The 24,065-nt window shown below is 43.7% G+C and carries 23 protein-coding genes and 1 pseudogene; 22 read left to right on the top strand and 2 right to left on the bottom strand.

Annotated elements, in window-relative coordinates; all coding sequences use genetic code 11:
• The first annotated feature begins 2 nt into the window (after nt 1-2).
• The 17 genes from H581_RS0128955 to H581_RS0128875 all read left to right on the top strand — a co-directional run bounded on the left by H581_RS0128955 (nt 3) and on the right by H581_RS0128875 (nt 17,876).
• A complete protein-coding gene (locus H581_RS0128955; protein ID WP_029192308.1) occupies nt 3-1,187 on the top strand; it encodes an ABC transporter ATP-binding protein in 1,185 nt (394 codons plus the stop codon).
• Nucleotides 1,175-2,020, top strand: a complete 846-nt coding sequence (locus tag H581_RS0128950) for a glycosyltransferase family 2 protein (RefSeq protein WP_036720469.1) — start codon at nt 1,175-1,177, stop codon at nt 2,018-2,020. The genes H581_RS0128955 and H581_RS0128950 overlap by 13 nt, the downstream gene beginning before the upstream one ends.
• Before the next feature lie 15 nt (nt 2,021-2,035).
• Nucleotides 2,036-5,257: a glycosyltransferase gene (locus H581_RS36750; protein WP_051251443.1), complete on the top strand. Its 3,222-nt coding sequence runs from the start codon at nt 2,036-2,038 to the stop codon at nt 5,255-5,257.
• Nucleotides 5,258-5,462: 205 nt separating this feature from the next.
• Nucleotides 5,463-6,248 (top strand): glycosyltransferase family 2 protein, encoded by a 786-nt coding sequence (locus H581_RS35710; protein WP_051251442.1) that lies wholly within the window; start codon nt 5,463-5,465, stop codon nt 6,246-6,248.
• Between the two features lie 16 nt (nt 6,249-6,264).
• Nucleotides 6,265-6,624, top strand: coding sequence for a DMT family transporter (locus H581_RS0128935; protein ID WP_036720466.1), 360 nt, complete (start codon nt 6,265-6,267; stop codon nt 6,622-6,624).
• A 3-nt stretch (nt 6,625-6,627) separates the two neighbouring features.
• On the top strand, nt 6,628-8,118 hold the full coding sequence (locus H581_RS0128930) for an ArnT family glycosyltransferase (protein WP_245600205.1): 1,491 nt from the start codon (nt 6,628-6,630) through the stop codon (nt 8,116-8,118).
• 30 nt (nt 8,119-8,148) lie between these two features.
• The gene (locus H581_RS0128925) at nt 8,149-9,072 is read left to right on the top strand and encodes an NAD-dependent epimerase/dehydratase family protein (RefSeq protein WP_029192304.1); all 924 of its coding nucleotides are present in this window, start codon (nt 8,149-8,151) and stop codon (nt 9,070-9,072) included.
• A gap of 31 nt (nt 9,073-9,103) precedes the next feature.
• The gene (locus H581_RS0128920; protein WP_029192303.1) at nt 9,104-9,847 is read left to right on the top strand and encodes a sugar phosphate nucleotidyltransferase; all 744 of its coding nucleotides are present in this window, start codon (nt 9,104-9,106) and stop codon (nt 9,845-9,847) included.
• 15 nt (nt 9,848-9,862) lie between these two features.
• The gene (gene rfbC / locus H581_RS0128915) at nt 9,863-10,420 is read left to right on the top strand and encodes a dTDP-4-dehydrorhamnose 3,5-epimerase (RefSeq protein WP_029192302.1); all 558 of its coding nucleotides are present in this window, start codon (nt 9,863-9,865) and stop codon (nt 10,418-10,420) included.
• Nucleotides 10,421-10,429: 9 nt separating this feature from the next.
• On the top strand, nt 10,430-11,452 hold the full coding sequence (rfbB, locus tag H581_RS0128910; protein ID WP_029192301.1) for a dTDP-glucose 4,6-dehydratase: 1,023 nt from the start codon (nt 10,430-10,432) through the stop codon (nt 11,450-11,452).
• Nucleotides 11,452-12,300 carry a dTDP-4-dehydrorhamnose reductase gene (gene rfbD / locus H581_RS0128905; RefSeq protein ID WP_029192300.1) on the top strand — a complete coding sequence of 283 codons (849 nt, stop codon included), beginning with the start codon at nt 11,452-11,454 and terminating at the stop codon, nt 12,298-12,300. Before rfbB ends, rfbD begins: the two co-directional genes overlap by 1 nt.
• A gap of 8 nt (nt 12,301-12,308) precedes the next feature.
• The gene (locus H581_RS0128900) at nt 12,309-13,259 is read left to right on the top strand and encodes a glycosyltransferase family 2 protein (protein ID WP_029192299.1); all 951 of its coding nucleotides are present in this window, start codon (nt 12,309-12,311) and stop codon (nt 13,257-13,259) included.
• A 100-nt stretch (nt 13,260-13,359) separates the two neighbouring features.
• The gene (locus H581_RS0128895) at nt 13,360-14,766 is read left to right on the top strand and encodes an undecaprenyl-phosphate glucose phosphotransferase (protein WP_029192298.1); all 1,407 of its coding nucleotides are present in this window, start codon (nt 13,360-13,362) and stop codon (nt 14,764-14,766) included.
• Nucleotides 14,756-15,727, top strand: coding sequence for a glycosyltransferase family 2 protein (locus tag H581_RS0128890; protein ID WP_029192297.1), 972 nt, complete (start codon nt 14,756-14,758; stop codon nt 15,725-15,727). Before H581_RS0128895 ends, H581_RS0128890 begins: the two co-directional genes overlap by 11 nt.
• A gap of 211 nt (nt 15,728-15,938) precedes the next feature.
• Nucleotides 15,939-17,363: a cardiolipin synthase gene (gene cls / locus H581_RS0128885; RefSeq protein ID WP_036720464.1), complete on the top strand. Its 1,425-nt coding sequence runs from the start codon at nt 15,939-15,941 to the stop codon at nt 17,361-17,363.
• A gap of 103 nt (nt 17,364-17,466) precedes the next feature.
• Nucleotides 17,467-17,649: a hypothetical protein gene (locus H581_RS35705; RefSeq protein WP_036720462.1), complete on the top strand. Its 183-nt coding sequence runs from the start codon at nt 17,467-17,469 to the stop codon at nt 17,647-17,649.
• A gap of 38 nt (nt 17,650-17,687) precedes the next feature.
• Nucleotides 17,688-17,876 (top strand): H-type small acid-soluble spore protein, encoded by a 189-nt coding sequence (locus H581_RS0128875; protein WP_029192295.1) that lies wholly within the window; start codon nt 17,688-17,690, stop codon nt 17,874-17,876.
• A 56-nt stretch (nt 17,877-17,932) separates the two neighbouring features.
• Here the strand turns inward: H581_RS0128875 and H581_RS0128870 are convergent, their stop codons facing one another.
• Nucleotides 17,933-18,244 carry a hypothetical protein gene (locus tag H581_RS0128870; RefSeq protein ID WP_029192294.1) on the bottom strand — a complete coding sequence of 104 codons (312 nt, stop codon included), beginning with the start codon at nt 18,242-18,244 and terminating at the stop codon, nt 17,933-17,935.
• A 75-nt stretch (nt 18,245-18,319) separates the two neighbouring features.
• Nucleotides 18,320-18,766, bottom strand: a complete 447-nt coding sequence (locus H581_RS0128865) for a cupredoxin domain-containing protein (protein ID WP_029192293.1) — start codon at nt 18,764-18,766, stop codon at nt 18,320-18,322.
• A gap of 212 nt (nt 18,767-18,978) precedes the next feature.
• On the opposite strand from H581_RS0128865, the gene H581_RS0128860 reads away from it, so the two are divergent.
• From H581_RS0128860 to H581_RS35700, 5 genes and pseudogenes are all read left to right on the top strand, one after another.
• On the top strand, nt 18,979-19,587 hold the full coding sequence (locus H581_RS0128860; protein WP_029192292.1) for a DedA family protein: 609 nt from the start codon (nt 18,979-18,981) through the stop codon (nt 19,585-19,587).
• A gap of 61 nt (nt 19,588-19,648) precedes the next feature.
• Nucleotides 19,649-20,215, top strand: a complete 567-nt coding sequence (locus tag H581_RS0128855) for a thioredoxin family protein (RefSeq protein WP_029192291.1) — start codon at nt 19,649-19,651, stop codon at nt 20,213-20,215.
• Between the two features lie 18 nt (nt 20,216-20,233).
• The gene (locus H581_RS0128850) at nt 20,234-20,887 is read left to right on the top strand and encodes an MBL fold metallo-hydrolase (protein WP_029192290.1); all 654 of its coding nucleotides are present in this window, start codon (nt 20,234-20,236) and stop codon (nt 20,885-20,887) included.
• 58 nt (nt 20,888-20,945) lie between these two features.
• Entirely contained in the window at nt 20,946-23,165 is a 2,220-nt protein-coding gene (locus tag H581_RS0128845) for a Tex family protein (RefSeq protein WP_425414664.1), read from the top strand.
• Between the two features lie 199 nt (nt 23,166-23,364).
• Nucleotides 23,365-24,039, top strand: a pseudogene (locus H581_RS35700) (nitroreductase family protein).
• Nucleotides 24,040-24,065 lie beyond the last annotated feature (26 nt).

Raw genomic sequence — 24,065 nt, 5'->3', positions numbered from 1 at the left:
TCATGAATCTTAGACCTGTAATTGAGGTAATCGATTTATCGAAATCTTATAAAATTTATAATAAACCGATTGATAGATTAATAGAAACAATTCATCCTTTTAGACGGAAGAAACATCATTTATTCACTGCGCTTAGTGATATAAAGTTTCAAGTATATGCAGGTGAGACTGTTGGTATTCTTGGGAAAAATGGATCGGGGAAGTCAACATTACTTAAGATTATCGCAGGTGTCCTATCACCAACTGATGGTCAAGTTAACGTTAGAGGAAAAGTTGCCGCATTACTTGAATTAGGTGCAGGCTTTAATCCTGAATATAGCGGCAGAGAAAATATATATTTGAATGGGACAATCATGGGTTTCACTAAACATGAAATTGATAAGAGAATAGATGAAATTATTGACTTTGCTGATATTGGCGAGTTTATAGATCAACCAGTAAAAACATATTCCAGTGGGATGTTTGCAAGATTAGCGTTTTCTGTTGCAATAAATGTTGACCCGGATATTTTAATTATCGATGAAGCACTTTCTGTTGGTGATATGCAGTTTCAAGAAAAGTCATTTACTAAAATGAAACAATTTCGTTCAAAAGGGAAGACGATCTTTTTTGTAAGTCACTCTATCTCAAGTGTTCGAAATTTCTGTGACCGGGCAATCTGGATTCATCAAGGTGAGCTAAAAATGATTGGTCCGTCTGATGAGATATGTTTAGAGTATCAAGATTACATGAATGACGAGAAAGAAAAGTTACATGCAACCGAGAATAGCGTTATTAATCAAGAGGCTAAAATTGTAATCGAAAATGTGCATATAAATCAAAACGTATATTCTATTGATGATGATATTGAGATTAGTATTAGTTTGAAATTTAATGAGGAGATAGCAAATTTTGGTGTCGGGGTAATTATTTATAATGCAATGGGAAGTGTGGTTACTTTATATAGTACAGTCAGAGATGATATTTATTTTAATGAATCACATTCATTATTCAAATTATTAATACCGAAAAATGATTTTGTTAGAGGTAAATACTTTGTTAGTGTGGCGATTTCTGATGAATTATCTATGTTTCCATTTGATAGAAAAGATTTTATTGGGAAGTTTGAGGTCGTTACAAAAAAAAATCGAAATGGTATTCCAATTGCTGATGGAATGTTCAGGAGTAAGCATTTATGGGAATATTAGATTACTGTTTAAAGTTGTTGGATAAGGAAAGGGTAATGGTATTCGACAAAAGGATACCATCTCATCCAAGGATTATTTCACTGTTACGAATTCGAAATGAATCGCTTATTATTAAAGATACTTTAGACCATCTAGCCAGTTTTTCAGATGGGATTATTTGTTACGATGATGCAAGTACAGATAATACTTTCTCGATTATCTCATCGCATGAAAGTGTTATAGGGATTGTCCGCAATTACAATTGGTCACCTGAGCCAAGTCGGAGAATAGTACTTGAAACACAACATCGTAAATCGATTATGGAATTTGGGAAGAAGTTCAATCCGGAATGGTTTTTTTGTGCAGATGCGGATGAACGATATGTTGGCGATATTAGAGGATTTATTGATTCTGAACGATCAAAGGAAATTGATATCGTTAAGATAAAACTATTTGATGCATATATTACCGAAAATGATAAACTGCCTATAGATAACCAACAAAACTTAATGAACTTTCGTAAGTATTTTGGTCCAGAACGTCGAGATATTATTATGATGTGGAGAGCAACTAACAACAATATCGTTTTCGAAGGAACAGATTCAAGAGAGCCTCGTTATTCACATAATGAAAAGATTTCTACAGAGTTTTATTGTCAACACTATGGGAAATCGCTATCTATCCAGCATTGGGAAGAAACTTGTGATTATTATATAAATCATTTCCCTTTCGATTCTTACGGTCAAAAATGGCTTCTGCGAAAAGGTAAAGCTATTCATAAGGAATCGGACTTCGGTAGGCCACTTTATCGTTGGGGGGAAGAATTATTTAATAATGCATATTTAATAAATTGAAATGGCGGGTGTCTTATGAAAATACTATTTACAATCCATGACTTACAGACACATGGGGGTAGTGAAACATTAACATATACTTTAATTGAACAATTAATCAACCAAGGTCATGAATTGTTCTTATACTCAAGTAGACTTGGTAAAGTGGTCCAGAGATTTCAAGAGTATGGGATAATTGTTTCGGATGATTTTAATGATTTCCCTGAAGATATTGATCTTATTCATGCTCAACATATTGCTGAAGCATTTGCCGCTTACACAAAATACCAATATGTTCCTATGGTTTTTGTATGCCATGGGATACTTCCATGGCAAGAAATTCCTTTGAAAATCCCTAATATTTACAAGTATATTGCTGTTAGTGAAGAAGTGAAGTTACATCTAATCGATAAGCACAATATTGCAGAGAATTTAATTCAAATTATTAGAAATTGTGTCAACTTAGATAGATTTAAAAAAACTAATGAATTCAATGAAACTCCTAAGAAACTCTTATTGCTTTCAAATAGATATACTGAAGAAGTTGAAAATACGCTTATAAATCTATGTAAGCTTAGAAATATGGAGTTTGAAGTTGTAGGAAAAACGAATAATGTGTGGAATACAAGCGAAATTATTCAGAGGTCTGACATAGTAGTAACACTTGGCAGAGGCGTTCTAGAGGCTGCTGCTTGTGGGAAATGTGTAATAATCTATGATTATAATGGTGGAGATGGAATATTAACTCCAAGTAATTATCATTTGTTGAGAGAAAAGAATTTCTCAGGTCGAACAATGAAAGCTCAATATAATACAGATGAATTGAATGAACTAATAAATGAAAGTTATTATGAGGAAAATGTATTAAAAAATATTGAACTTATTAAAGAAAATCATGATGCAAGGAATGTTGTAAAGGAATTTGAAAGCCTTTATCGTCCCGCGGTAGAATGGGCAAGCCGAATGAAATATATAAATGTTCCATCTAATATAAGCGTGTTTTCAGATATATATATGTTTATTGGTAGAGAAGTTGTTCAAAAAGAAAAGAATTTATCTTATTTACTAGAGGTGATTGAAGAATTGAAGGGAGAAATTGAAGAGAGAGAGAGAGTTGCAATTAAGCAGGCGGATGATCTAAAAAATTTGGTTCATATTGTGGATAAACTTAATGAACAAATACGATTATACGAATCTGAAGTTATTAAAAACAAATCAGAATTAGCAAAAATGGAACAAGTGAAATTTGGTATTGAACAAAAATGCCAAGAGCTAGAAAAAAATGTAGAACAATTGCAATCAGAAGTATCGCAAAAGGAAAACAACACTCTTTATCTAATGGAATTAAACCGAGAAAAAGATAAAGAAGTCGATCAAATTTACAAATCAAGAGCGTGGAAGACGATTACTGCTTATAGAGATTTTAAAAGAAGAGTTATTAAAGCGCTTCGCAATCCTAAGTGGGCAGTAAAGAAAATGCTGCAAATTAAGCCAAAGTATATTTCGAACTATAAACCTTTGGTTAGCAAAACTGATTTAGGAGTAGAACAAACTAACAATCCTCTAGTATCTGTTGTTATTCCTATTTATGACCGTACGGATGTATTAATAAAAAGTATAGAGTCGATTCTAAACCAAACATATTCAAATATAGAGCTCCTATTAGTATGTGATGGGTCCCCGAAGCCAACCTTAGAAATAGTTAAAATATATGAGAATCACCCTAAAGTAAGAGTGTTTTATTTTTTTAATAATAGTGGGAATGCAGTAAGAGGTAGAAATAAAGCAATTAAAGAAGCCAGAGGGAAATATCTTGCTTTCCAGGATAGTGATGACATTGCAGATCCGAAACGGATAGAAACTTCTTTATTGTATTTGGAGAAATATAAAGTTGATATTGTCTACGGTGGTTGGAGGGCCATTGTAGATGGAAGTAGAGTTATTGATATTGAAGATAAACAAGAGATCTTCAGCCCGGATTGTGACTACTCTATGCTTAGTGAAATTTGTGTGCCATGTCAAAGTACAGTTATGGCTAAATTAGATGCACTTCGTGAAGTCGGTGGATTGAAAACTGCGATGAAATATAGAGAAGACCATGAACTTTGGTTGAGATTGTCTTATTTTGGATTCAAATTTAAGTCTGTGCCCGAGATATTAACGAATCTCAGATTACATGACAATAATCTTGAGTTATCTTTTAAAAATGAAGATGATCATTGGCTAAAATTAATGAAAGAAGAACACAAAATAAAAGGGATACTAAAACCAAAGATTGCGTATGTAATTCCAGGATGTGGCATATCCGGGGGGATAGCAGTCATATGCCAACACGCTAATAGGTTATTAGAAAGAGGATATGATGTGGTTATGGTTACTGAAGATGATAAGACATCGATTGATTGGTTTCCAAACCAAAAGGTGCAAATCATTCCACTAACCCAGGCACCGGATAATTTAGATATTATTATTGCAACAGGGTGGTCGACAGCATATACAGTTCTAAATATACCTAGTTTAAGAAAATTTTATTTTGTGCAATCCGATGAAAGCAGGTTTCATGAATCAGACTCAAGAGATTACAAATTGACAGTAGATACCTATAAGATGGACTTTGAGTTTATGACTGAGGCTAAATGGATACAAGGCTGGCTTAAATCAACGTTCAATAAAGATTCTTATTATGTTCCGAATGGGCTAGATGAGGAGATAATTTATCAAACGCAACCGATTGTTTCAAAAGGGAATAAGATACGTGTATTGTTAGAAGGGCCAATTGATATACCATATAAAGGTATGGAAGATGCGTTTCTTGCTGTTAAAGACCTCGACTGTGAAATATGGTGTATAAGTTCTGCTGGAAAACCAAGGGAAGGTTGGAGATGTGATTACTTCTTTGAGAAAGTTCCAATGGAGAAAATGAGAGATATATATTCAAGTTGTGATATTATTTTGAAAATGAGTAGAGTAGAAGGTTTTTTTGGTCCGCCTTTGGAAATGATGGCTTGTGGTGGTGCTTGTGTAGTAAGTGAAGTAACAGGATATGATGAATATATTGTGGATGGCTATAATGCTTTGGTAGTAAAAATGGGTGATATTGAAGGAGCAAAGCAAGCGGTAAACAGATTGATACTTGATATTGATTTACGGAATAAATTAATTGAAAATGGTAGAGTTACTGCTAATGAATGGAAGTGGGAACCAACAATTGATACTCTCGAAAGTATATTCATGGATGGTCTAAATACCGAACTCTAGAAGACCGATATATCATTATACTGACTCGGATGATGCTTTCCAATGGATTCAATCCATTATGATAGGTGGGATTAGCAGAAGTAGAGTAAATATAAAGCGATGTACAACGAAGTTGGAACTTTGTAAAAAGACTTAAAAATATTGTGGGAAGCTTTTTATTACAAGGTCATGTTAAAAATATGAGAATAAATTTATGGAGGTTACTATGAAAGTTTTTATACTATTGCCATGTTACAATGAGGAAAGAGCTCTTCCATTACTATGCCATAAGGTTAAAACAATGTTTGAAAAAGATAAACAAGAATATGAAATCGTTATTGTAAATGATGGGAGTAGCGACAGAACTCTTAGCATTTCACAGAGTCTTAGTAAGGAGATTCCGATACATATTATTGACCATGTTGTAAATAAAGGTCTTGGGAAAGCGATGAAGAACGGTCTTAGTTATATCTCGGAAACTGGATCGGATGAGGATGTAGCAATAGCACTAGATGCTGATAATACACATGATCCATTATTAATAAGATCTATGATTAGGAAGATGAAGGTAATGAACGCAGATGTTGTTATTGCATCTCGCTATGCAGAAGCAGGGAAAGAAGTTGGGCTAGCTCTTCATCGAAAGATTCTGAGCCTAGGAGCAAGCACAGTTTTAAAGACGTTCTTCCGAATTAAAGGGGTGCGTGATTATACGTGTGGTTATCGAGCATACTCTGTTCCTATCCTGAAAAAGGCTCATAACGTATTTAGAGATAACTTTGTTGAAGAGACAGGGTTCGTTTGTATGGCAGAAATTTTGATCAAGCTCAATCTAATTAACGCGAAAATTGATGAAGTTGGTTTAGTACTTAGATATGATAAAAAAGAAGGGAAAAGTAAGATGAAGATATTTAAAACAATTAATAGATATATTAGTTTACTTTCAAAGAGCAAAAGAATAATTACAAATAACCGATTGCTCGTTGAAAAATCGTTAAAAGGAACTGCATAAGGGAAGAGGAACATACTTGAAAAACATAATAATAGCTTTAGTTTCGATTTTTTTAGGATCCGTAGGACAGGTTTTGTTAAAAGTAGGAATGAGCAAAGTAGGTAAGATTACATTACAACAACTTACAGATAAGTTATTCATAATCTCAACTACACCTTCAATTCTGATTGGTATGTGTTGTTTTGTGATAAGTTCAATTTTGTGGTTAGTTGTAATATCTCAAACTCAATTAAGTAATGCGTATCCAATGGTTTCCCTAGGGTATGTTTTCGTATTTATTATGTCAATTTTATTATTCCAGGAAACTGTTAATTTTCCTAAATTAGCCGGATTAACAGTAATAGTTATTGGTGTAATAATAATGGGAAAGGGTTAAGTGATGAAAGGGAAAATAGTAGTTTATATAAGTCTCATTGTAGTGATTCTATCATTGATTCCCAGACTTCTCTACTTTGATTCTACAGAAATCATAGGTACGATACATTCATTGAGACAATTAGATGTAGCAACAATAGCAAGAAATATATTAATTGACCCATCAACTTTTTTTTCACCAACGTTAGATAGAGGAGAAGGACTAAGTTCGACACTCCCAATGACAGTAGGATTAGAATTTCAATTAATGCCTCTGATAGTAGCTGCATTATACTCTATATTTGGTATACATACTAGTTTCGGTTCGATATTATCCATTTTATTCTATTTAGGTAGTTGCTTATTTATTTATAAGATAGCAGAGAGATACTTAGGAATGTTAGGAATAATTACAACTATGGCAATTTTTTGCTTTTCTAGCCAGTACATCGTCTATTCCAAGACATTTATGCCTGAGAGTGAAGTAATATTCTTTTTGCTGTTTTCCTTCTGTTTATTTCAAAAGTTTCTCGATGATCCAAAAAGGAGTAAACTAGTTTTATTTATTTTCATTTTAACACTTTCAATGCTAGTAAAATTAACGAACGCATATATGCTGCCAGTTTATATGTATCTTTTATATAAAAATCGTAAGCAGTTCTCTCGGAAATCTTTTTGGATGATCTTTACTAGTGGAGTATTTTCATTAATAATTACTTTATTTTATTATTATATAATTAATGCTAGAGCTGATACTCCGTACGTGTCTGGAATTCTAAGTAATCTTATTTTAAAGAATTTTGGACAGAAATTTGTTGATGTGGATTATTGGGACTTATTCTTTAAGTATCTCGTTATCTACTTCTCACCCTTGGGGATACTTCTTGCTATTATTGGTTCCAAAAAAATGTTCTCGTCAAATCAAGAATTTTTAGTTTGGTTTATATGTGTTTTTATATTCGAATTTGTTTCAGGATATGCAATCTTATCTAATCATATTTACTACTTCTTACCAACAGTTCCTATTGGAGCATTGTTAATTGGGGCAGGATTTCAAGCGATTATAGATAAAATAAAAAAATTCACAAAAAGTCGTATTGCAATAAGCTCAATTACTATAATAGTCCTTGTGTTCTTGGTCCTACAATTATTATTCCTTTATCAACATTATGGATTTACAGGTAACAAAGAATATGCACGCCTTCAAAGGCAAGATGGCGAGGAATTAAATAAATATTTTACAAAAACAAAAAGTAGTCTTCCTATTAAGATAGGACTTCTAAGATGGGAAGAATATCCTGTTTTGTACTATTCCGAACAACTTGGGTGGATGTTTACCTATGAAGAGGATCCAGTAGTTTTAGAGAGATATATACAAGAGTTAGTAGGTAATGATTGTAAATATCTTTACATTTCATCGAGAGATCTGACAACTACAGCTGCGAAATATCTAATAAGTAAATATGAAGTTGTCGAATTAGAATCAATTAAAGGACGTTTACTTGAAATTAATTGAAGATGGTATTTCTAAACTGGAGGAGCAATAGTGAAAGTACTTGTAACAGGTGCAGCAGGATTTATTGGATCACATATTGTAGATTCTTTAATTAGTCTCGAACATAAAGTCATCGGAATCGATAATTTTACCACTGGAGTAATTCAGAATATCAATAAGTCGTGCTCTTTTTATGAAATTGATATTAATTCTGAAAAGTTGCGAGAAGTTTTTCACGATGAGAAACCCGACGTTGTAATTCATAATGCAGCGCAAATAAATGTAAATCATTCAATTAAAGATCCTATAAAAGATGAAGAGATAAATATAAGAGGGACAGTAAGTATATTAGAGAATATGAAGAATTCAGGCTGCTCCAAAATAATATATCCTTCTTCGGCTGCAATATATGGAAAGCCAATCTATTTACCTGTAGATGAGTTACATCCAATTCAACCTATGTCCTTTTATGGGATTTCGAAATATACACCTGAGCTTTATATTAAGACTTATTCAGAATTATTTGGGTTGGACTATACAATACTTAGGTATAGTAATGTATTTGGTTTAAGACAAAGCGCACATGGTGAAGCGGGTGTTATTTCGATATTTATGGACAGATTACAAAAAGGATTAAATCCTGTCATACATGGTGACGGTGAGCAATTTCGTGATTTTGTTTACGTAAAAGACGTTGTTAGGGCTAATATCTTTGCACTCGAAAAGGGAAGTCAAAGTACCTTGAATATTTGTACAAATAGTAAATCATCCATTAATCATTTATTAAGACAATTACAAAATAATTTAAATACTAACTTAGAGCCTAAATACGAAAATGAGCGAAAAGGTGATATCAAAGAAAGTTGCCTAGATAATACATCTGCCTTTTCGATACTAGGATGGAAACCAGAGTATTCTTTAGAAAGCGGATTAAAAGACTTATGTGAATTGCAAAAAAGAAATAGAATCCAATAATAAGATAACTGATAAGAGGAGTTCATAATTTATGAAGGGTGTAATTCTCGCTGGAGGAACCGGCTCACGCCTATTCCCACTTACAAAGGTAACCAACAAGCACCTATTGCCTGTTGGAAAGTACCCAATGATATTCCACTCCATAGCAAAGCTTAAAGAAGCCGATATTCAAGATATTCTTATCGTAACCGGTAAAGAGCACATGGGTGACGTCGTAAACTTGCTTGGGAGCGGACACGAGTTCGGAGTCGCTCTTACTTATAAGGTTCAGGATGAAGCTGGAGGTATAGCACAAGCACTTGGTTTAGCAGAACACTTTGTAAATGGAGATCAAATGGTTGTCATTCTCGGAGATAATGTGTTTGAAGACAGCATCTTTCCATTCGTTCATAACTTCAGACAACAACAAAAGGGAGCTAAAATCCTTATTCAAGAGGTGCACGATCCACAACGGTATGGCGTGCCTGAATTGGATGGTGATAGAATAATCTCAATAGAAGAAAAGCCAAAGCAACCAAAGAGCAGTTATGCTGTTACGGGGATCTATATGTATGATAGCAAGGTGTTCGACATTGTCAAAATGCTTAAACCTTCTGATCGTGGCGAGTTGGAAATAACAGATGTGAATAATGCATATATCGAAGCGGACGAGCTCAGCTATGATATACTTCATGGCTGGTGGACGGATGCAGGGACGCATGCTTCATTGACGAGAGCAAATGAGTTAGCGAAAGAATTAGCGTTTGGAGAAGAATTTGGTAAGCTCAAACTATAAAAAAGCAGGTGACTCATGAAAATTATTGATTCGATGCTTCCTGGAGTGAAGCTGTTAGAGCCTACTGTTTTCGGCGATCACCGCGGTTTCTTTATGGAAAGTTATAACGAAGAAGTAGCACATGCTAATGGAATACCATTTGCTTTTATTCAAGATAATCATTCCTTATCTGCCGATGCAGGTGTACTTCGCGGTATGCACTACCAATTGACACCGAAAGCCCAAACGAAGCTGGTTCGTGCAACAGCAGGTGCTATTTATGATGTCGTAATCGATATTCGTAAAGGCTCGCCTACATTCGGGCAATGGCAAGGCTTTATTCTGAGTGCAGCCAATAAACGGCAGCTGCTAGTCCCTCAGGGCTTTGCGCATGGCTTCTGCACACTCGTTCCAAATTGCGAGGTCCAGTATAAAGTTGATGCCCTATATTCCCCTGAGCATGATAGGGGGATCGCTTGGAACGATCCAGCACTTTCCATTGATTGGCCGACTTCAACCCCAATCCTGTCGGACAAGGATGCCAAGCATCCCGTGCTGACCGAAGCTGAAATCAACTTTGTATATGAAGGGTGAGTTAGATTCATGAAATTATTAATTACCGGCGGGGCTGGATTCATCGGCAGTAATTTCGTCTTATATGTGATCAACAAATATCCGAGCTATGAGATTATTAATGTGGATGCCCTTACCTATGCGGGCAATCTCGAAAATTTGCTATCTATTGAAGAGCATCCAAACTACAAGTTCGTGAAAGCAGATATTGCAGAGCGGGCACAACTCGAGCCTCTGTTACAAGCTGGCGTAGATGCAGTCGTTAACTTTGCGGCTGAGTCACATGTGGATCGGAGTATTTTGCAGCCGGATATTTTCGTGAAAACGAATATTCTTGGTACACAGACGCTTCTCGATCTTACGAAGCAGTATGGCGTGAATAAATTTGTTCAAGTATCAACGGATGAGGTATACGGCACGTTAGGTGAGACAGGCCTATTTACAGAAGATACGCCGCTTGCGCCTAATAGCCCATATTCGGCAAGTAAAGCTGGAGCGGATCTGCTTGTTCGCGCTTATCACGAAACGTTCGGGTTGAATGTCAATATCACACGCTGCTCGAACAATTATGGGCCTTATCAGTTTCCAGAGAAGCTTATTCCGTTGATGATCCAAAATGCGCTGCAGGATAAGCCGCTGCCAGTTTACGGTGACGGGTTAAACGTACGCGATTGGTTGTATGTAGAAGATCATTGCAGCGCGATCGACCTGGTGCTTCACAAAGGAAAAAATGGCGAAGTTTACAACGTAGGCGGTCGTAACGAACGGAATAACTTGCAAGTCGTTCGCACGATTTTGGAACAACTTGGTAAGCCGGAATCGCTTATTACTTACGTGAAAGACCGGCTTGGCCATGATCGCCGTTATGCGATCGATGCCGACAAGATTCGTAATGAGCTTGGCTGGAAGCCGATGTACAATTATGAGGATGGCATTAAGGAAACGATCCGTTGGTATCTTAACAACCAACAATGGATGGAGCAGGTAGCATCAGGGACGTATCAACAGTATTATGAAACGCAGTATAAGGAGCGCCTGGAGGCGAGCAATTAATGAATAAGCTAAAAATCGTTGTGACAGGAGCGAACGGCCAGCTTGGACGAGAGTTAACGGAGTGGTCAACAGACGCTGCGGAAATAATCGGCTTAGGTCGAGAAATGCTTGATATAACAAATATCGATCAGTGCCGTCACGTTTTTGCGGAACACCAGCCTGACGTTGTTATTCACTGTGCCGCCTATACTGCTGTCGATAAAGCCGAGTCCGAACCGGACGAGGCTTTTCGTGTGAATGCGGCGGCGACGAGAAATGTTGCGGTAGCTGCAAGAGAAGCAGGTGCGAAGCTTTGTTATATTAGCACAGACTACGTTTTTGATGGAACGGGCGCGGTTCCTTACAATGAGTACGACCAGACAAATCCGCAAACAGTATACGGAAAGTCAAAGCTGGCGGGCGAACAAATGGTTCAAACCTTGCACGACCGCTACTATATTGTTCGGACTTCTTGGGTATATGGGAAGTATGGCAATAACTTCGTGAAGACGATGTTGAAAATGGCTAGTGAACGCGATCAATTAATGGTTGTTGCCGATCAATTAGGCTCGCCAACTTATACTTATGATTTGGCAGCTTTTTTGTTGGAACTGGTGCAAACAGATTATTTTGGTCTCTATCATGCTTCAAACAGCGGGATATGCTCTTGGTATGATTTTGCGAAAGCGATCTTTGAGGATAGCGGGATTACGATTCAGCTCCATTCATGTACAACGGCTGACTTTCCAAGACCAGCACCTAGGCCGGCTTACTCCGTAATGGATCGCAGCGCTATCCGGAGCAATGGTCTTAGTCAGCTGCGTCCATGGAGAGAAGCCCTTAACCACTATCTCAAAGACAGTGAGTGATAAAAGCTATGCCTACAGTAAGTGTTTGTATCGTTACCTTTAATAGTGAAAAGGATATAGAAGATTGCCTAAAAGCGGTATTCAAGCAAAGTCATCCTATAGAAAGCATTATCGTGATCGATAATGCTTCTTTTGATGGCACCGCTAAGTACGTGCAGCAATATGCAGAGAAGGTTCATTTTATAGCGAACGATGTAAATAACGGGTTTGCGGGAGGCCAGAATCAGGCAATCCGCCAAACCCTTTCCGATTATGTGCTCGTTCTGAATCCGGACGTTACGCTTTCCCCTTCTTATGTTGCTGAAATTATCGAAGTTATGGAACGGGAACCACGGATCGGAAGCGCAACAGGAAAGCTTGTTTTTGCCGATAACCCCGCTATCATGGATAGCGCAGGAATCGGCATGAAGCGGAACAGACAAGGTTATGATCTTGCAGCAGGCGAACCATCGGCGAATTGGAATGAATCCCGTTCTATATTCGGCGTATCCGGAGCCGCCGCCGTTTATCGAAGCGCCATGATAAAGGACATTGCAATGGAAGGCCAATTTTTTGACGAGGACTTCTTTGCCTATAAGGAAGACGTTGACGTGGCATGGCGTGCTCAGAAGCTTGGATGGACCTCTTATTATGTGGCCACCGCTCATGCGGCTCATCATCGGGGCTGGAAGAAGGGCGGACGAGGAAACATCCCTTTATTCGTACGAAGGCATTCCTATCAAAATCAATTTTTCACTTTAGTGAAAAACGAGACTTTTGGCTGGCATTCATTTGTTACGATCCCGTTGATCCTGGCGTCAGAAGCCGTCAAGCTGGGCTACATTGTGCTTCGCGAGCCCGGTTTATTAGCATGCTGGCCGTTCATCCTTAAATCACTTCCCAGGATGCTGCAAAAGCGGAGTTGGATATTGAACAAAGTACATCAATCCAAGAGTCATAAACCACAAATCCAGCCGTAAGTTGAAATAAGTGGTAATATTTAGGGTTCTCGAATGAGCCTATATTTGATACAATGCTGATAGAGTCGAAATATAAGAGAATGCAGGTGAAATCGGCGAAATGCTCCGACAAAACCAACGGTTTCTGACGCAATTATATATGCTTGCGGATTTGTTCATCACTTTGGTCGTGTTTCTGGCCGCCTATTGGCTTAAATTTTACAGCGGGATACTCCCCAGCATAGACTCTGTACCGTTCTCGACCTACTTATTGTGGGGGACGATTTACTCCTTCTCGGCAGTCCTGGTAGGCTTCTACCTCCAGTTTTATTCGCCGAAGCGTCGAAGAAATTATTCGCATGAAGTGTTGAAGATCCTGCAAATTCAATTGTTCAGCTTCCTTGGGCTGCTTAGTTTGTTCTTTATCACGAGAGAAGTACACATTTCCCGCGAATTTCTCGCCATATTCTTCATCATGAATTTCATTGCGATTGCTACATACCGCTATTGGGTCAAGGCGACACTTTCCTCGCTCCGCCGCCGCGGTTACAACAAACGATTTGTACTTATCGTAGGGGCGGGTTCGGTTGGAAGAGGCTTCTATACGAACCTTCAGCAGTATCCTGAGCTTGGCTACGAGGTCGTTGGCTTTCTGGATGACTTTCAAACGGAGCACGTCCCCGAGTATCGGGACTTGAAGCCGATTATCGGCAGGCTGGACGACTTGAAGAGGAAGCTCGAGAACAACCCCATCGATGAAGTCATCATTGCGCTTCCGCTGGACGCTCACGCGAAGTATGCGGAGATTATCGAGATCTGCGAGCAGACGGGCGTGAAGACGCTCATTATCCCCGATTTCTTCGATCTGCTGCCGGCGAGACCGTTCTTCGATAATTTTGCGGGCATTCCGCTCATTAACGTTCGCGACGTACCGCTTGACGAACTGAGCAACCGGATTTTGAAACGTTGGTTCGACATTGCTTTTTCGATTATGGCTATCCTTCTAACCTTACCAATTATGCTGTTTATTATTATAGGTCTCAAGCTGACTTCCCCCGGCCCGATTCTGTTCAAGCAGGAGCGGATGGGATTGGACCGCAAGACGTTCCACATGTTCAAGTTCCGTTCCATGCATGTCCAGTCGGATACGGCATCCGATACGCAGTGGACGGTGGAGAACGATCCGCGGCGGACGCGGTTCGGCGCGTTCCTGCGCCGCACGAGCCTGGATGAGCTGCCGCAGTTCTTCAACGTGCTGCTCGGGCATATGAGCGTGGTCGGGCCTCGGCCGGAGCGTCCTTATTTCGTAAATCAATTCAAAGAGGAAATTCCGAAATATATGATTAAGCATCAGATTCGTCCCGGTATTACGGGCTGGGCCCAGACGAACGGCCTGCGCGGCGACACGTCGATTCAAGACCGCATTATGCACGATATTTTTTATATTGAGAATTGGTCGTTCTTATTTGATATCAAAATTATTTTCAAGACCATACTGAAAGGCTTGATCAACAAAAATGCTTACTGACAACGGATCAGCGCCTAAAGTATCCGTCATTATCCCGACATTAAATGCAGGAACCGAGCTAACCGGTCTTATCGAACGGCTGCAAGGGCAAACGGTCAAGCCTTATGAAATCATTATTATTGATTCACAATCTAACGATGGAACGCAAGAGAGAGCGCAAGAAGCGGGGGCTCGTCTCTTCTCCGTAGAGCGCAGCGAATTCGATCACGGCGGCACCCGGAACCGGGCGGCGGAGCAGGCTGCGGGAGACATTCTGCTCTTCATGACGCAGGACGCGCTTCCCTATGACGAACGGCTCATCGAACAGCTGACGAAGCCGCTGCTGTCCGAAGAGAATGTCGTATATGCATATGCCCGGCAGCTGGCAAGACCGGGTGCAAGTGATCTGGAGCGACTCGCCCGGCAGCATAATTACCCGGAGCAATCGGAGATCAAATCGTATGAGCAAATTGAAACACTCGGGATCAAAACGTTCTTCTGTTCCAATGTATGTGCGGCTATAAAAAGGAAGGTATTCGAGGAAATGGGACGCTTCCAGGAGCCGGTTATTTTCAATGAGGATCTATTTATGGCGGCCAGATGCATCTTGAGCGGTTACCGCACAGCCTATTGCTCTGAAGCCGTTGTGTATCACTCGCACGATTACTCGATCGGACAGCAGTTCAGAAGATATTTCGATAACGGCGTATCGATGCGCTGCAATACGTGGATCACCCCTTACAGCACGGTGGGCAAAGCGGGCTCCAGACTGGTGAAGCTGCAGCTGCAGGAGCTTGTTCGTACGGGCAAGTGGCTGCTAATACCTAAGCTGATTGCGGAAGCGGCAGCTAAACTGATCGGCTACAAGCTTGGCCTGCATTACAGGCGGTTGCCGTCTTTCTTAAGCAGACGTCTAGTCATGCACCGCGTTATTTTCAAGCAAATAGAGAATACCGGTTCCGGAACCCCGATGGAACTATAATAGGGGCAGCAGCCTGAAATAAGCCCGTTCGATTCGTTTAGAGTCGGACGGGCTTATTTCAATTCTAAGTAAATTATAAGTTTATTACTTATAAGAGCTTACCGATAGGCGTTTCTGTTTGTTCCCGTATACGATGGCAGGGAGCAGCCCAAACTAGAGAAACCTGTGAACTGCTTCGGGTAACGAGGAAGAGAGGTGATCGGACTTGGGGATGTGGCTTTTATGGCTTATTGTTGCATTGCTCCTCTATGTTGCGCAATTGGCCGTCATTCTTTGGCTGGAGCATCGAAGGCCTGCGCATATGACGGCGTGGCTGTTTATCGCCTTTGTTTGTCCGATCGTCGGATTTATCGCCTATTTCATTCTGGGAAGCGAGTTCACAAGACGCAAGCGGGTCGATCCGTATAAGGACGAAACGATGCATTTCGCATGCCGCATGTCAGAGCAAGTGAAGGATGCCGGTGACGCCGGAAACGCGCAGCTGGCGGAGCAGAAGAAGCTGTTCGCGATGCTGACGGCACTCGCTCCTTTTCCGATTACGGGCAGAAACAAGACGACGGTGCTGACTGACGGGCGCGAGACATTCGATTCGATACTGGAGGAGCTGCAACAAGCGAAGCATCATATCCATTTGGATTATTATACGATACGTGACGATGAGATCGGCACTCGCTTCTTGGAGGTGCTGGTTCGAAAAGCACGCGAGGGTGTAGTCATCCGCGTCGTTTATGACGGGATAGGCAGTCTCCATTTAAATGAGGCTTATATCGCCAAGCTGAGGAAGGCGGGTATTCAGACCACCTGTTTTTTGCCGCCTCGAATTGCGTTTTTCGACAGAAGATTAAACTTCCGCAACCATCGCAAAATCGTCGTCGTGGACGGCAAGGTCGGTTTTATCGGCGGAATTAATATCGGTGACGAATATTTGGGCAAGGATCCGAAGCTTGGCTTTTGGCGCGATACGCATTTGAAGCTGGAGGGCGATTCCGTTTATTTTCTGCAGGAGCTGTTCATGAATGATTGGTCCTTTGCGGCAAAAGAGAAGCTGGAGAGCGCGGCCTATATGCCGGCGAATCCATGCGAGTATCGTGAGCGGGTGCAGATTGTGCCAAGCAAGCCGGGGCATAACGATCAAAAAATAAGAGAGGTGATGTTCGCGGCGATAACGGCGGCGAGTTCACGGATCTACATTACGACGCCATATTTTATACCCGATCCCTCGTTGGTCATGGGACTTCGAACGGCAGCGCTCAGCGGGGTGGATGTCCGGCTGATTATTCCGGGCCCAAGCGATTCAAAGCTTGTGCTGCTTGCCACGTTATCGTTTATCCAGGAAATGCTCGACGCCGGAGTGAAGGTATACCGGTATGAGAAAGGCTTCGTTCACGCCAAGGTGATGATCGTCGATGACATGCTGGCAATGATTGGGACCGCGAATGTCGATATGCGAAGCTTGTACAGCAATTTCGAAATAAATGCGGTGTTGTTTGACGAAGGAACGATCAGACGGCTGGAGACGGATTTCATGAACGATTTGCAAAACAGCCGGGAGCTTGCGCTGCAGGAGTTTAAAAAAAGGCCGAAGCGCCAGAAAACGGCAGAGTCCATCCTATATATGCTCTCTCCGCTGCTTTGAGCGGCGGACGGATGCATGACGGGCATCGTTTTCGGGCATATTTTTCGTGATGGCTTCCAAATGAGCCGTTCGAGTAAATTGCTGCAAACAGGAGGAGAATCCAGTGACCGATACGAATGATCAAGAAAATCTGACATCGGCTGAGCCGAAGCATGAGGGCCGGGACGATTATTTTATGGATATTGACAGGATGGTAAATGAAGGATTGGGCGGCGGCAACGTCACGATGCAGAACGGCTTAATCGACGAATCGACCACCGATACGATGGAGCAGGAGACCAAATAAAGCAGGATCTATAATAGGGATCAGGAGGTGCGGATGCAATGGATACAGCTCGCGCGATGGAAATTTTCAATTCGGAGCAGACGTTTAAGGTGAAGCTGGACGAGGACCCGGTCTGGATCGAAAATGTGGACGAATCAAGCGGAACGGCAACCGTCACGATCAATAACAACCCGGTAAATACGAAAAAGGTGTCCTGCGACCAATTAGTGGAAGCGGGGCAGCAGTGAAATAAACGACATGCCAAAAGAAACCTGACCGCCTAAACGGTCAGGTTTTCTTTCTCTCATCCTCCGTAAGCATCCCGGAAGGCTGCGCATAACGTATCGCGGTTAACCCCCCACAGCTCGGCGATATCAGCGCTGACATTCTCGTCCCACCAATCGGCCTGCACCTTACGGTTGCTTTCGTTCTCGACGATCCACTTCAGGTTGAGGACCACCTTCTTGAAGTACAGCTCTTCAGCCTTCCCCATTTGTTCCTTCGGAATCCATATCTTCATTCGTTTAACGGTGCGATACAGCTCGTTGCTGCAGGCTCTTCGTATTTTTCGCGCGCTCGGATAGCCGGCGGTGTGCTTCTGGGCGTTTGCTTTCACGATAACCGACTCCTCTCTACCCCATATGTATGCGCACGGGGCAGCGAAGGTCACTAAGACACGCGAATGTTGTCCTTAATCTACGACAATATAGCCGACCATAGGGCCGCCATGACGCATATCGGTGTGAGTCAAGCACAGGATGGGGTAGGTGCCTTCCTTCTCCGCGGTAAATCGCACAGTCGTTGTTTTCCCCTTCGTGACTTCTCCCCGGATCCCAAGCCCTTCCACGACAAAAGGATGGCTATTGCCGTTCACGCCGCTGATTTGCAGCTCGATCAGCTCGCCTTTCTCCACATGCACAGTTCCTGGATCCCAGCGGTACACTTCCAGCTCTTTGCCGTCGGCGGTGGTTGTCTTAAACTCCCCGGTCACCAACTGAATGACGCGCGCCTCCCTGGCTTGTCCGCTGACCGTACGCGACTGGTTCCAGCTTAAGTAGACGCCGGCCAAAATAATCAATACCGCCACTACGATCCAGAGCTGAATATGCCTCTTGGTAACAATAAATACTTTGGACATAAAAATGACCACCTCACCTGTTCTTATCGGTTAAGGCTAGTCTATGCGGCAGCTTGTCAGACCATGACAAAAGTGGAAGGCCCTCGCATCCATATGTTAAAATAGCGAGAGCGATTGAGCAGGTTGTCCAAAGATAAGACTTGGAGTCTTCAGACAAGGACGCCGACAGAATTTCTGCTTGGTTCATCGCATGTCATTGATGGAGGTAAAGGATGGAGAGCTGGATTACGGATATTATGGAGCAGTACGGTTATTTTGGCATTTTATTAATGATTGCGCTTGAGAATTTGTTCCCGCCCATTCCTTCGGAGGTCATTCTGACGTTCGGAGGTTTCATGACGACCTACACAAGCCTCACGCCGCTCGGCGTCATTGTAACGGCTACGCTCGGTTCGGTCATTGGAGCCATTATTTTGTATTATGTCGGTCATCTGCTGGGCGTAGAGAGACTGGAGAAAATTATCGACAAATGGGGCCGCGTCCTCCGGGTGAAGAAGGAAGACATACGCAAAGCGGATGCCTGGTTCGAAAAGTACGGCTATTGGGCGGTGTTCCTCTGCCGGATGGTCCCCCTTATCCGCAGCCTGATCTCGCTTCCTGCAGGCATGTCCCACATGAAGTTCGTTCCTTTCTTGTTGTTCACGACGGTCGGTACGCTGATTTGGAATTCGCTTCTTGTATCCATCGGGGCGGCAGTCGGGGACAATTGGACGGAAATCGTCGAATTTATGGATATCTATTCGAACATTGCTTATGCCATTATCGGCGTATGCATCATTATTGTACTGGTGCTGTATATTCGCAGAGCCAAAAAGTTTTAAGGTATACTATGGGAGAAGATTGCGTACATAGCCGTTAATAAATGATGAAAGAGGGATACTCATGAGCAAAAGCGTAGCAGAAAAGCTGGGCAAAGGGATCAGCCCGCAGCAATTCATTGACGGAATGACCAAAAATAAAGAGCAGTTCATCGGCTGGTCGGACAAATTCGAGTGGACGGATGAAAGCGACAAGTCGTTTTTTGAATCGCTGAATAATCGCGACGATCTCCGCTGCCTGATCTTGATGGCGGACTGGTGCGGCGATGTGGTCCGCAATATTCCGGTTGTATTCCGGGCGCTGGAAAACAGCGGGATTCCGATTGACGTTCTCATTATGGAAGAAAATCTGGATACGATGGATCAGTTTCTGACCATGGGCGGACGCTCGATTCCGGTTGTCATCTTCGCAGACACGGGCGGCGCCGTGCTCGGCCAATGGGGACCGCGTCCAAGCCATGTGCAGGAGGCGATGATTGCGTTCAAGCAGGCGAATCCGGACCGTGATGCCGCTGATTATCAGGACAATCTTACGGCTGCCCGGCAGGAGATGGGACGCCGTTACGGCGAGGGCAGCGGTTATCAAGCCGTTATCGTCAAAGAGCTTCGCACTTTGCTGGAGTCGTTCTAAGCAGCTATGAGTACAGAGATGAGAATTGAGACATTTACACTCGGTCCGCTGCAAACGAATGCTTATCTGATTTCGGTTAAGGAACCGTCCGCGGCAGACGACGGACAACCGCAGGAGCGGGCCATCGTCATTGACCCGGGCATGAATCCGAAGCGGCTGCTGGAGCGGCTGGAAGGCGTGAAGGTGGAAGCCATTCTGCTGACGCATGCCCATTTCGACCATATGGGCGGAGTGGACGAGGTGCGCAAGGCGGCGGGCTGCCCGGTCTATATTCATGATCTCGAGGCCGACTGGCTGACCGACCCGCGTAAGAACGGTTCTATGCGCTGGCAGGATGTCACGCCTCCGCTCTCGACGGACGCCGCGGAATACGCGCTTGAGGAAGGACAAACGTTGAAGCTGCTCGGGCATGCCTTCCGGGTGATGCATACCCCAGGCCATTCACCGGGCAGCGTGAGCTTCTTATGCGGCAGCCACCTGTTCTCAGGCGACGTATTGTTCCGTCTGTCGGTTGGCCGGACCGACCTGCCGGGCGGACGCGAGAGGGATCTGTACGATTCCATTCGAACGAAGCTGTATAAGCTGAGCCCGGATATCATCGTATATCCCGGACACGGCGGCCGGACGACGATCGGCTATGAGATGGCGAACAACCCTTATACGAGAGCATGAAGCATAGGAAGGAGCAAGACGCTTGGCGGACACGAAAGTATTGCAGCATAAAGAGGAAATTGAAGACGGTGCAGGCAAAACAAAGCTGACGGCGGAGCAGAAGGCCGCCGAAAGCGAACGGATCGTGAAAGGTGTCGCGGCGCAGCTGTCGATCCCGATTTCAAAGGTGAAATCGGCAGTCGGGCTTCTGGATGAAGGCAATACCATACCGTTCATCGCCCGTTACCGGAAGGAAATGACGGGCGAGCTCGACGAAAATGATCTGAGATCGATTGAAGAGAAGCTGCAATATATGCGGAATCTCGAAGAACGCAAACGCGAGGTTATTCGTTTAATCGACGAACAAGGCAAGCTGACGGACGAGCTGCAGGCAAGCATCAACGGCTCCGTTAAGCTGCAGGAAGTAGAGGACCTGTACCGTCCCTACCGGCAGAAGCGGAAGACCCGCGCCAGCGTCGCGAAGGAGAGAGGCTTGGAGCCTCTGGCGGACTGGCTGTGGTCGCAGCCCCGGCAGGGAGAACCTCTGGGTGAAGCCGCTCGTTATATAGATGCGGATAAAGGCGTGGCAACCGCAGAGGACGCGCTGCAGGGCGCTATGGACATTATTGCGGAGAATATCGCGGACGACGCGGCTATCCGCGCCTGGATCCGTAAGTTTACGTTTGATCAGGCGCTGCTTAAGACCGAAGCCAAAAATGCGTCCGAGGAAACGGTATATGAAATGTATTACAGTTACCAGGAGCCGGTGCGCAAGCTGCCGCCGCATCGCATATTAGCGATTAACCGGGCCGAGCGGGAGGATGTGCTGCGGGTCAGCTTTGATATTCCGGCAGACCGGATACACGAGCATATTACCCGCAAGCTGCTCCGGCACGGCACGGCTCAGCCGATCCGCGATATTCTGATTGCCGTTATAGAAGATTCTTACAAACGGCTTATCGCGCCTTCTATTGAGCGTGAGGTGCGCGGCGAGCTGACGGAGAAGGCGGAAGAGCACGCCATTTCGATATTTTCCGTCAATCTGAGGAACCTGCTGCTTCAGCCGCCCGTTCGCGGCAACATCGTGCTTGGCGTCGATCCGGCCTTCCGGACCGGCTGCAAGCTTGCAGTGATTGACGATACAGGCAAGCTGCTGGAAGTGGCCGTGTCCTATCCGACCCCGCCGAATAACAGGGTTGCGGAAGCGGAGAAGCTGATTAACGGATTAATTGATAAGTACAAGGTTGAACTAATCGTCATTGGCAACGGTACGGCTTCACGCGAAACGGAGCAGTTCATCGCCGATTTGATCGGCAAGCGCAAAGCGGCGGGGTCAGGCGCGGAGCTGAAATACATTATCGTTAACGAAGCAGGAGCAAGCGTCTATTCGGCGTCCAAGCTGGCGCAAGAGGAGTTTCCGGCGCTTGACGTGGCGGAGCGAAGCGCGGTATCGATCGCGCGCAGGCTGCAGGATCCGCTGGCGGAGCTCGTTAAGATCGAGCCGAAAGCGATCGGCGTCGGCCAATATCAGCATGACGTCAGCCAGAAGCGGCTCGACGAGACGCTTGGCGGCGTCGTGGAATCGGCCGTTAACCATGTCGGCGTCGACGTCAATACGGCATCGGCTTCCCTGCTCTCCTATGTAGCGGGAATTAACGCGACCATCGCGAAGAATATCGTGAAATACCGCGAGGAGAACGGCCGCTTCGCCAAGCGGACGCAGCTGCAGAAGGTGCCTCGGCTCGGGGCGAAATCCTACGAGCAGTGCATCGGCTTTCTTCGTATCCCGGAAGCGGCCAACCCGCTCGACCGGACGCCGATTCATCCGGAGTCTTACGATGTCGTAGACAAGCTGTTCGATGAGTTGAAGCTGGACCTCAAGCAGCTTGGAACAGAGGAGCTGAAGGCTAGTCTGTCGCAGGTAGACGCTGCAGCTACCGCTCCCGCGCTGGGCGTAGGCGTGCCGACGCTGCGCGACATCGTGGACAGCCTGCTGAAGCCGGGGCGCGATCCCCGCGAGGAGCTGCCGCCTCCGATCTTCCATACGGACGTCCTCGGCATCGAGGATTTAACGCCGGGCATGGAGCTGCAGGGAACGGTGCGCAACGTCATTGATTTTGGAGCGTTCATCGATATCGGGATCAAGAATGACGGTCTCGTTCACATTTCCCAAATAAGCGATAAATTCGTCAAACATCCGATGGAGGTCGTGTCGGTCGGAGACAACGTGACCGTATGGGTACTCACCGTTGATCAGAAGAAAGGCCGCGTCGGGCTAACGATGCGTAAACCAAGCTAGAGCGCCGTATGATTAATGGGCCGCCTGATTCTCAGGCTGGCCCTTTTTTGGTTGGTTGGAGGAATACGTTAGCAAAGATACATAATTGACAGATATAGTTATGTGCTCTATACTGTATATAAATTTATTACAGTATTTAAAAAAGTTACAGTTAGAGAATTCATGATTAGAGAAATCATTCCTTTAGGAGGGAAACCTAATGTCACAAACTCAAATCGACTCAACCGTGAAGGTTCAAACAGGAGAGAAAACGGAAGCTTTATTTTTCAACGTGCTGAACGAAAGGCGGTCCGTACGCAAGTACGACAGCAGCGCATCAATTTCGGAGGAAGAAATTCGCGAATTGCTGGAAATAGCGACAAAAGCGCCTTCCTCGTCCAATATGCAGCCTTGGCGTTTTCTCGTTGTAACGGATCCGGAAATCAAGCAAAAGCTTCTACCGATTGCCAATAATCAGCAGCAGGTGGCTGAGGCGTCCGCGATTATCATCGTGCTCGGCGATTTGGAAATGTATAAGAGGGCCGATTAAATATATGGGGCGAGCACGGCAGCGGGGTATATGTCCGAGGAAGCGGCCAACAATTTCATTGCGAATTCAACGCGGTACTACTCCGGCTTGCCGGCCGAGAGACTGAAGGAGATCGTTGTGTTTGATACCGGACTCGTCGCAATGCAGCTTATGCTTGCGGCCCGCGCCAAAGGATATGATACGGTTCCAATGGGCGGCTACAACCGTGACCAAGTAAAGGAGCTGTTCCAGATTCCTGACCGTTATCTTCCGACGCTGATGCTGCCTGTCGGCATAGCAGCGGCTGCGGGGCATCCATCAACCCGTCTTCCGCTTGATGATATTCTGTATATGAACGGCTTATAATTATTGCCGATCCATAACAAACCGGC

The organism is Paenibacillus harenae DSM 16969 (genome assembly GCF_000422465.1).
GTDB lineage: Bacteria > Bacillota > Bacilli > Paenibacillales > Paenibacillaceae > Pristimantibacillus > Pristimantibacillus harenae.
Note: the sequence above shows the minus strand (reverse complement) of the source record. Positions and strands in the feature narration are given on the sequence as shown.

Excerpts from the sequence above, each read along its gene's own strand:
- H581_RS0128955 (WP_029192308.1), top strand. The coding sequence starts at position 3 with ATGAATCTTAGACCTGTAATTGAGGTAATCGATTTATCGAAATCTTAT.
- H581_RS0128950 (WP_036720469.1), top strand. The coding sequence starts at position 1,175 with ATGGGAATATTAGATTACTGTTTAAAGTTGTTGGATAAGGAAAGGGTA.
- H581_RS36750 (WP_051251443.1), top strand. The coding sequence starts at position 2,036 with ATGAAAATACTATTTACAATCCATGACTTACAGACACATGGGGGTAGT.
- H581_RS35710 (WP_051251442.1), top strand. The coding sequence starts at position 5,463 with ATGAAAGTTTTTATACTATTGCCATGTTACAATGAGGAAAGAGCTCTT.
- H581_RS0128930 (WP_245600205.1), top strand. The coding sequence starts at position 6,628 with ATGAAAGGGAAAATAGTAGTTTATATAAGTCTCATTGTAGTGATTCTA.
- H581_RS0128920 (WP_029192303.1), top strand. The coding sequence starts at position 9,104 with ATGAAGGGTGTAATTCTCGCTGGAGGAACCGGCTCACGCCTATTCCCA.
- rfbC (WP_029192302.1), top strand. The coding sequence starts at position 9,863 with ATGAAAATTATTGATTCGATGCTTCCTGGAGTGAAGCTGTTAGAGCCT.
- rfbB (WP_029192301.1), top strand. The coding sequence starts at position 10,430 with ATGAAATTATTAATTACCGGCGGGGCTGGATTCATCGGCAGTAATTTC.
- rfbD (WP_029192300.1), top strand. The coding sequence starts at position 11,452 with ATGAATAAGCTAAAAATCGTTGTGACAGGAGCGAACGGCCAGCTTGGA.
- H581_RS0128900 (WP_029192299.1), top strand. The coding sequence starts at position 12,309 with ATGCCTACAGTAAGTGTTTGTATCGTTACCTTTAATAGTGAAAAGGAT.
- H581_RS0128895 (WP_029192298.1), top strand. The coding sequence starts at position 13,360 with ATGCTCCGACAAAACCAACGGTTTCTGACGCAATTATATATGCTTGCG.
- H581_RS0128890 (WP_029192297.1), top strand. The coding sequence starts at position 14,756 with ATGCTTACTGACAACGGATCAGCGCCTAAAGTATCCGTCATTATCCCG.
- cls (WP_036720464.1), top strand. The coding sequence starts at position 15,939 with ATGTGGCTTTTATGGCTTATTGTTGCATTGCTCCTCTATGTTGCGCAA.
- H581_RS0128875 (WP_029192295.1), top strand. The coding sequence starts at position 17,688 with ATGGATACAGCTCGCGCGATGGAAATTTTCAATTCGGAGCAGACGTTT.
- H581_RS0128865 (WP_029192293.1), bottom strand. The coding sequence starts at position 18,766 with ATGTCCAAAGTATTTATTGTTACCAAGAGGCATATTCAGCTCTGGATC.
- H581_RS0128860 (WP_029192292.1), top strand. The coding sequence starts at position 18,979 with ATGGAGAGCTGGATTACGGATATTATGGAGCAGTACGGTTATTTTGGC.
- H581_RS0128855 (WP_029192291.1), top strand. The coding sequence starts at position 19,649 with ATGAGCAAAAGCGTAGCAGAAAAGCTGGGCAAAGGGATCAGCCCGCAG.
- H581_RS0128850 (WP_029192290.1), top strand. The coding sequence starts at position 20,234 with ATGAGAATTGAGACATTTACACTCGGTCCGCTGCAAACGAATGCTTAT.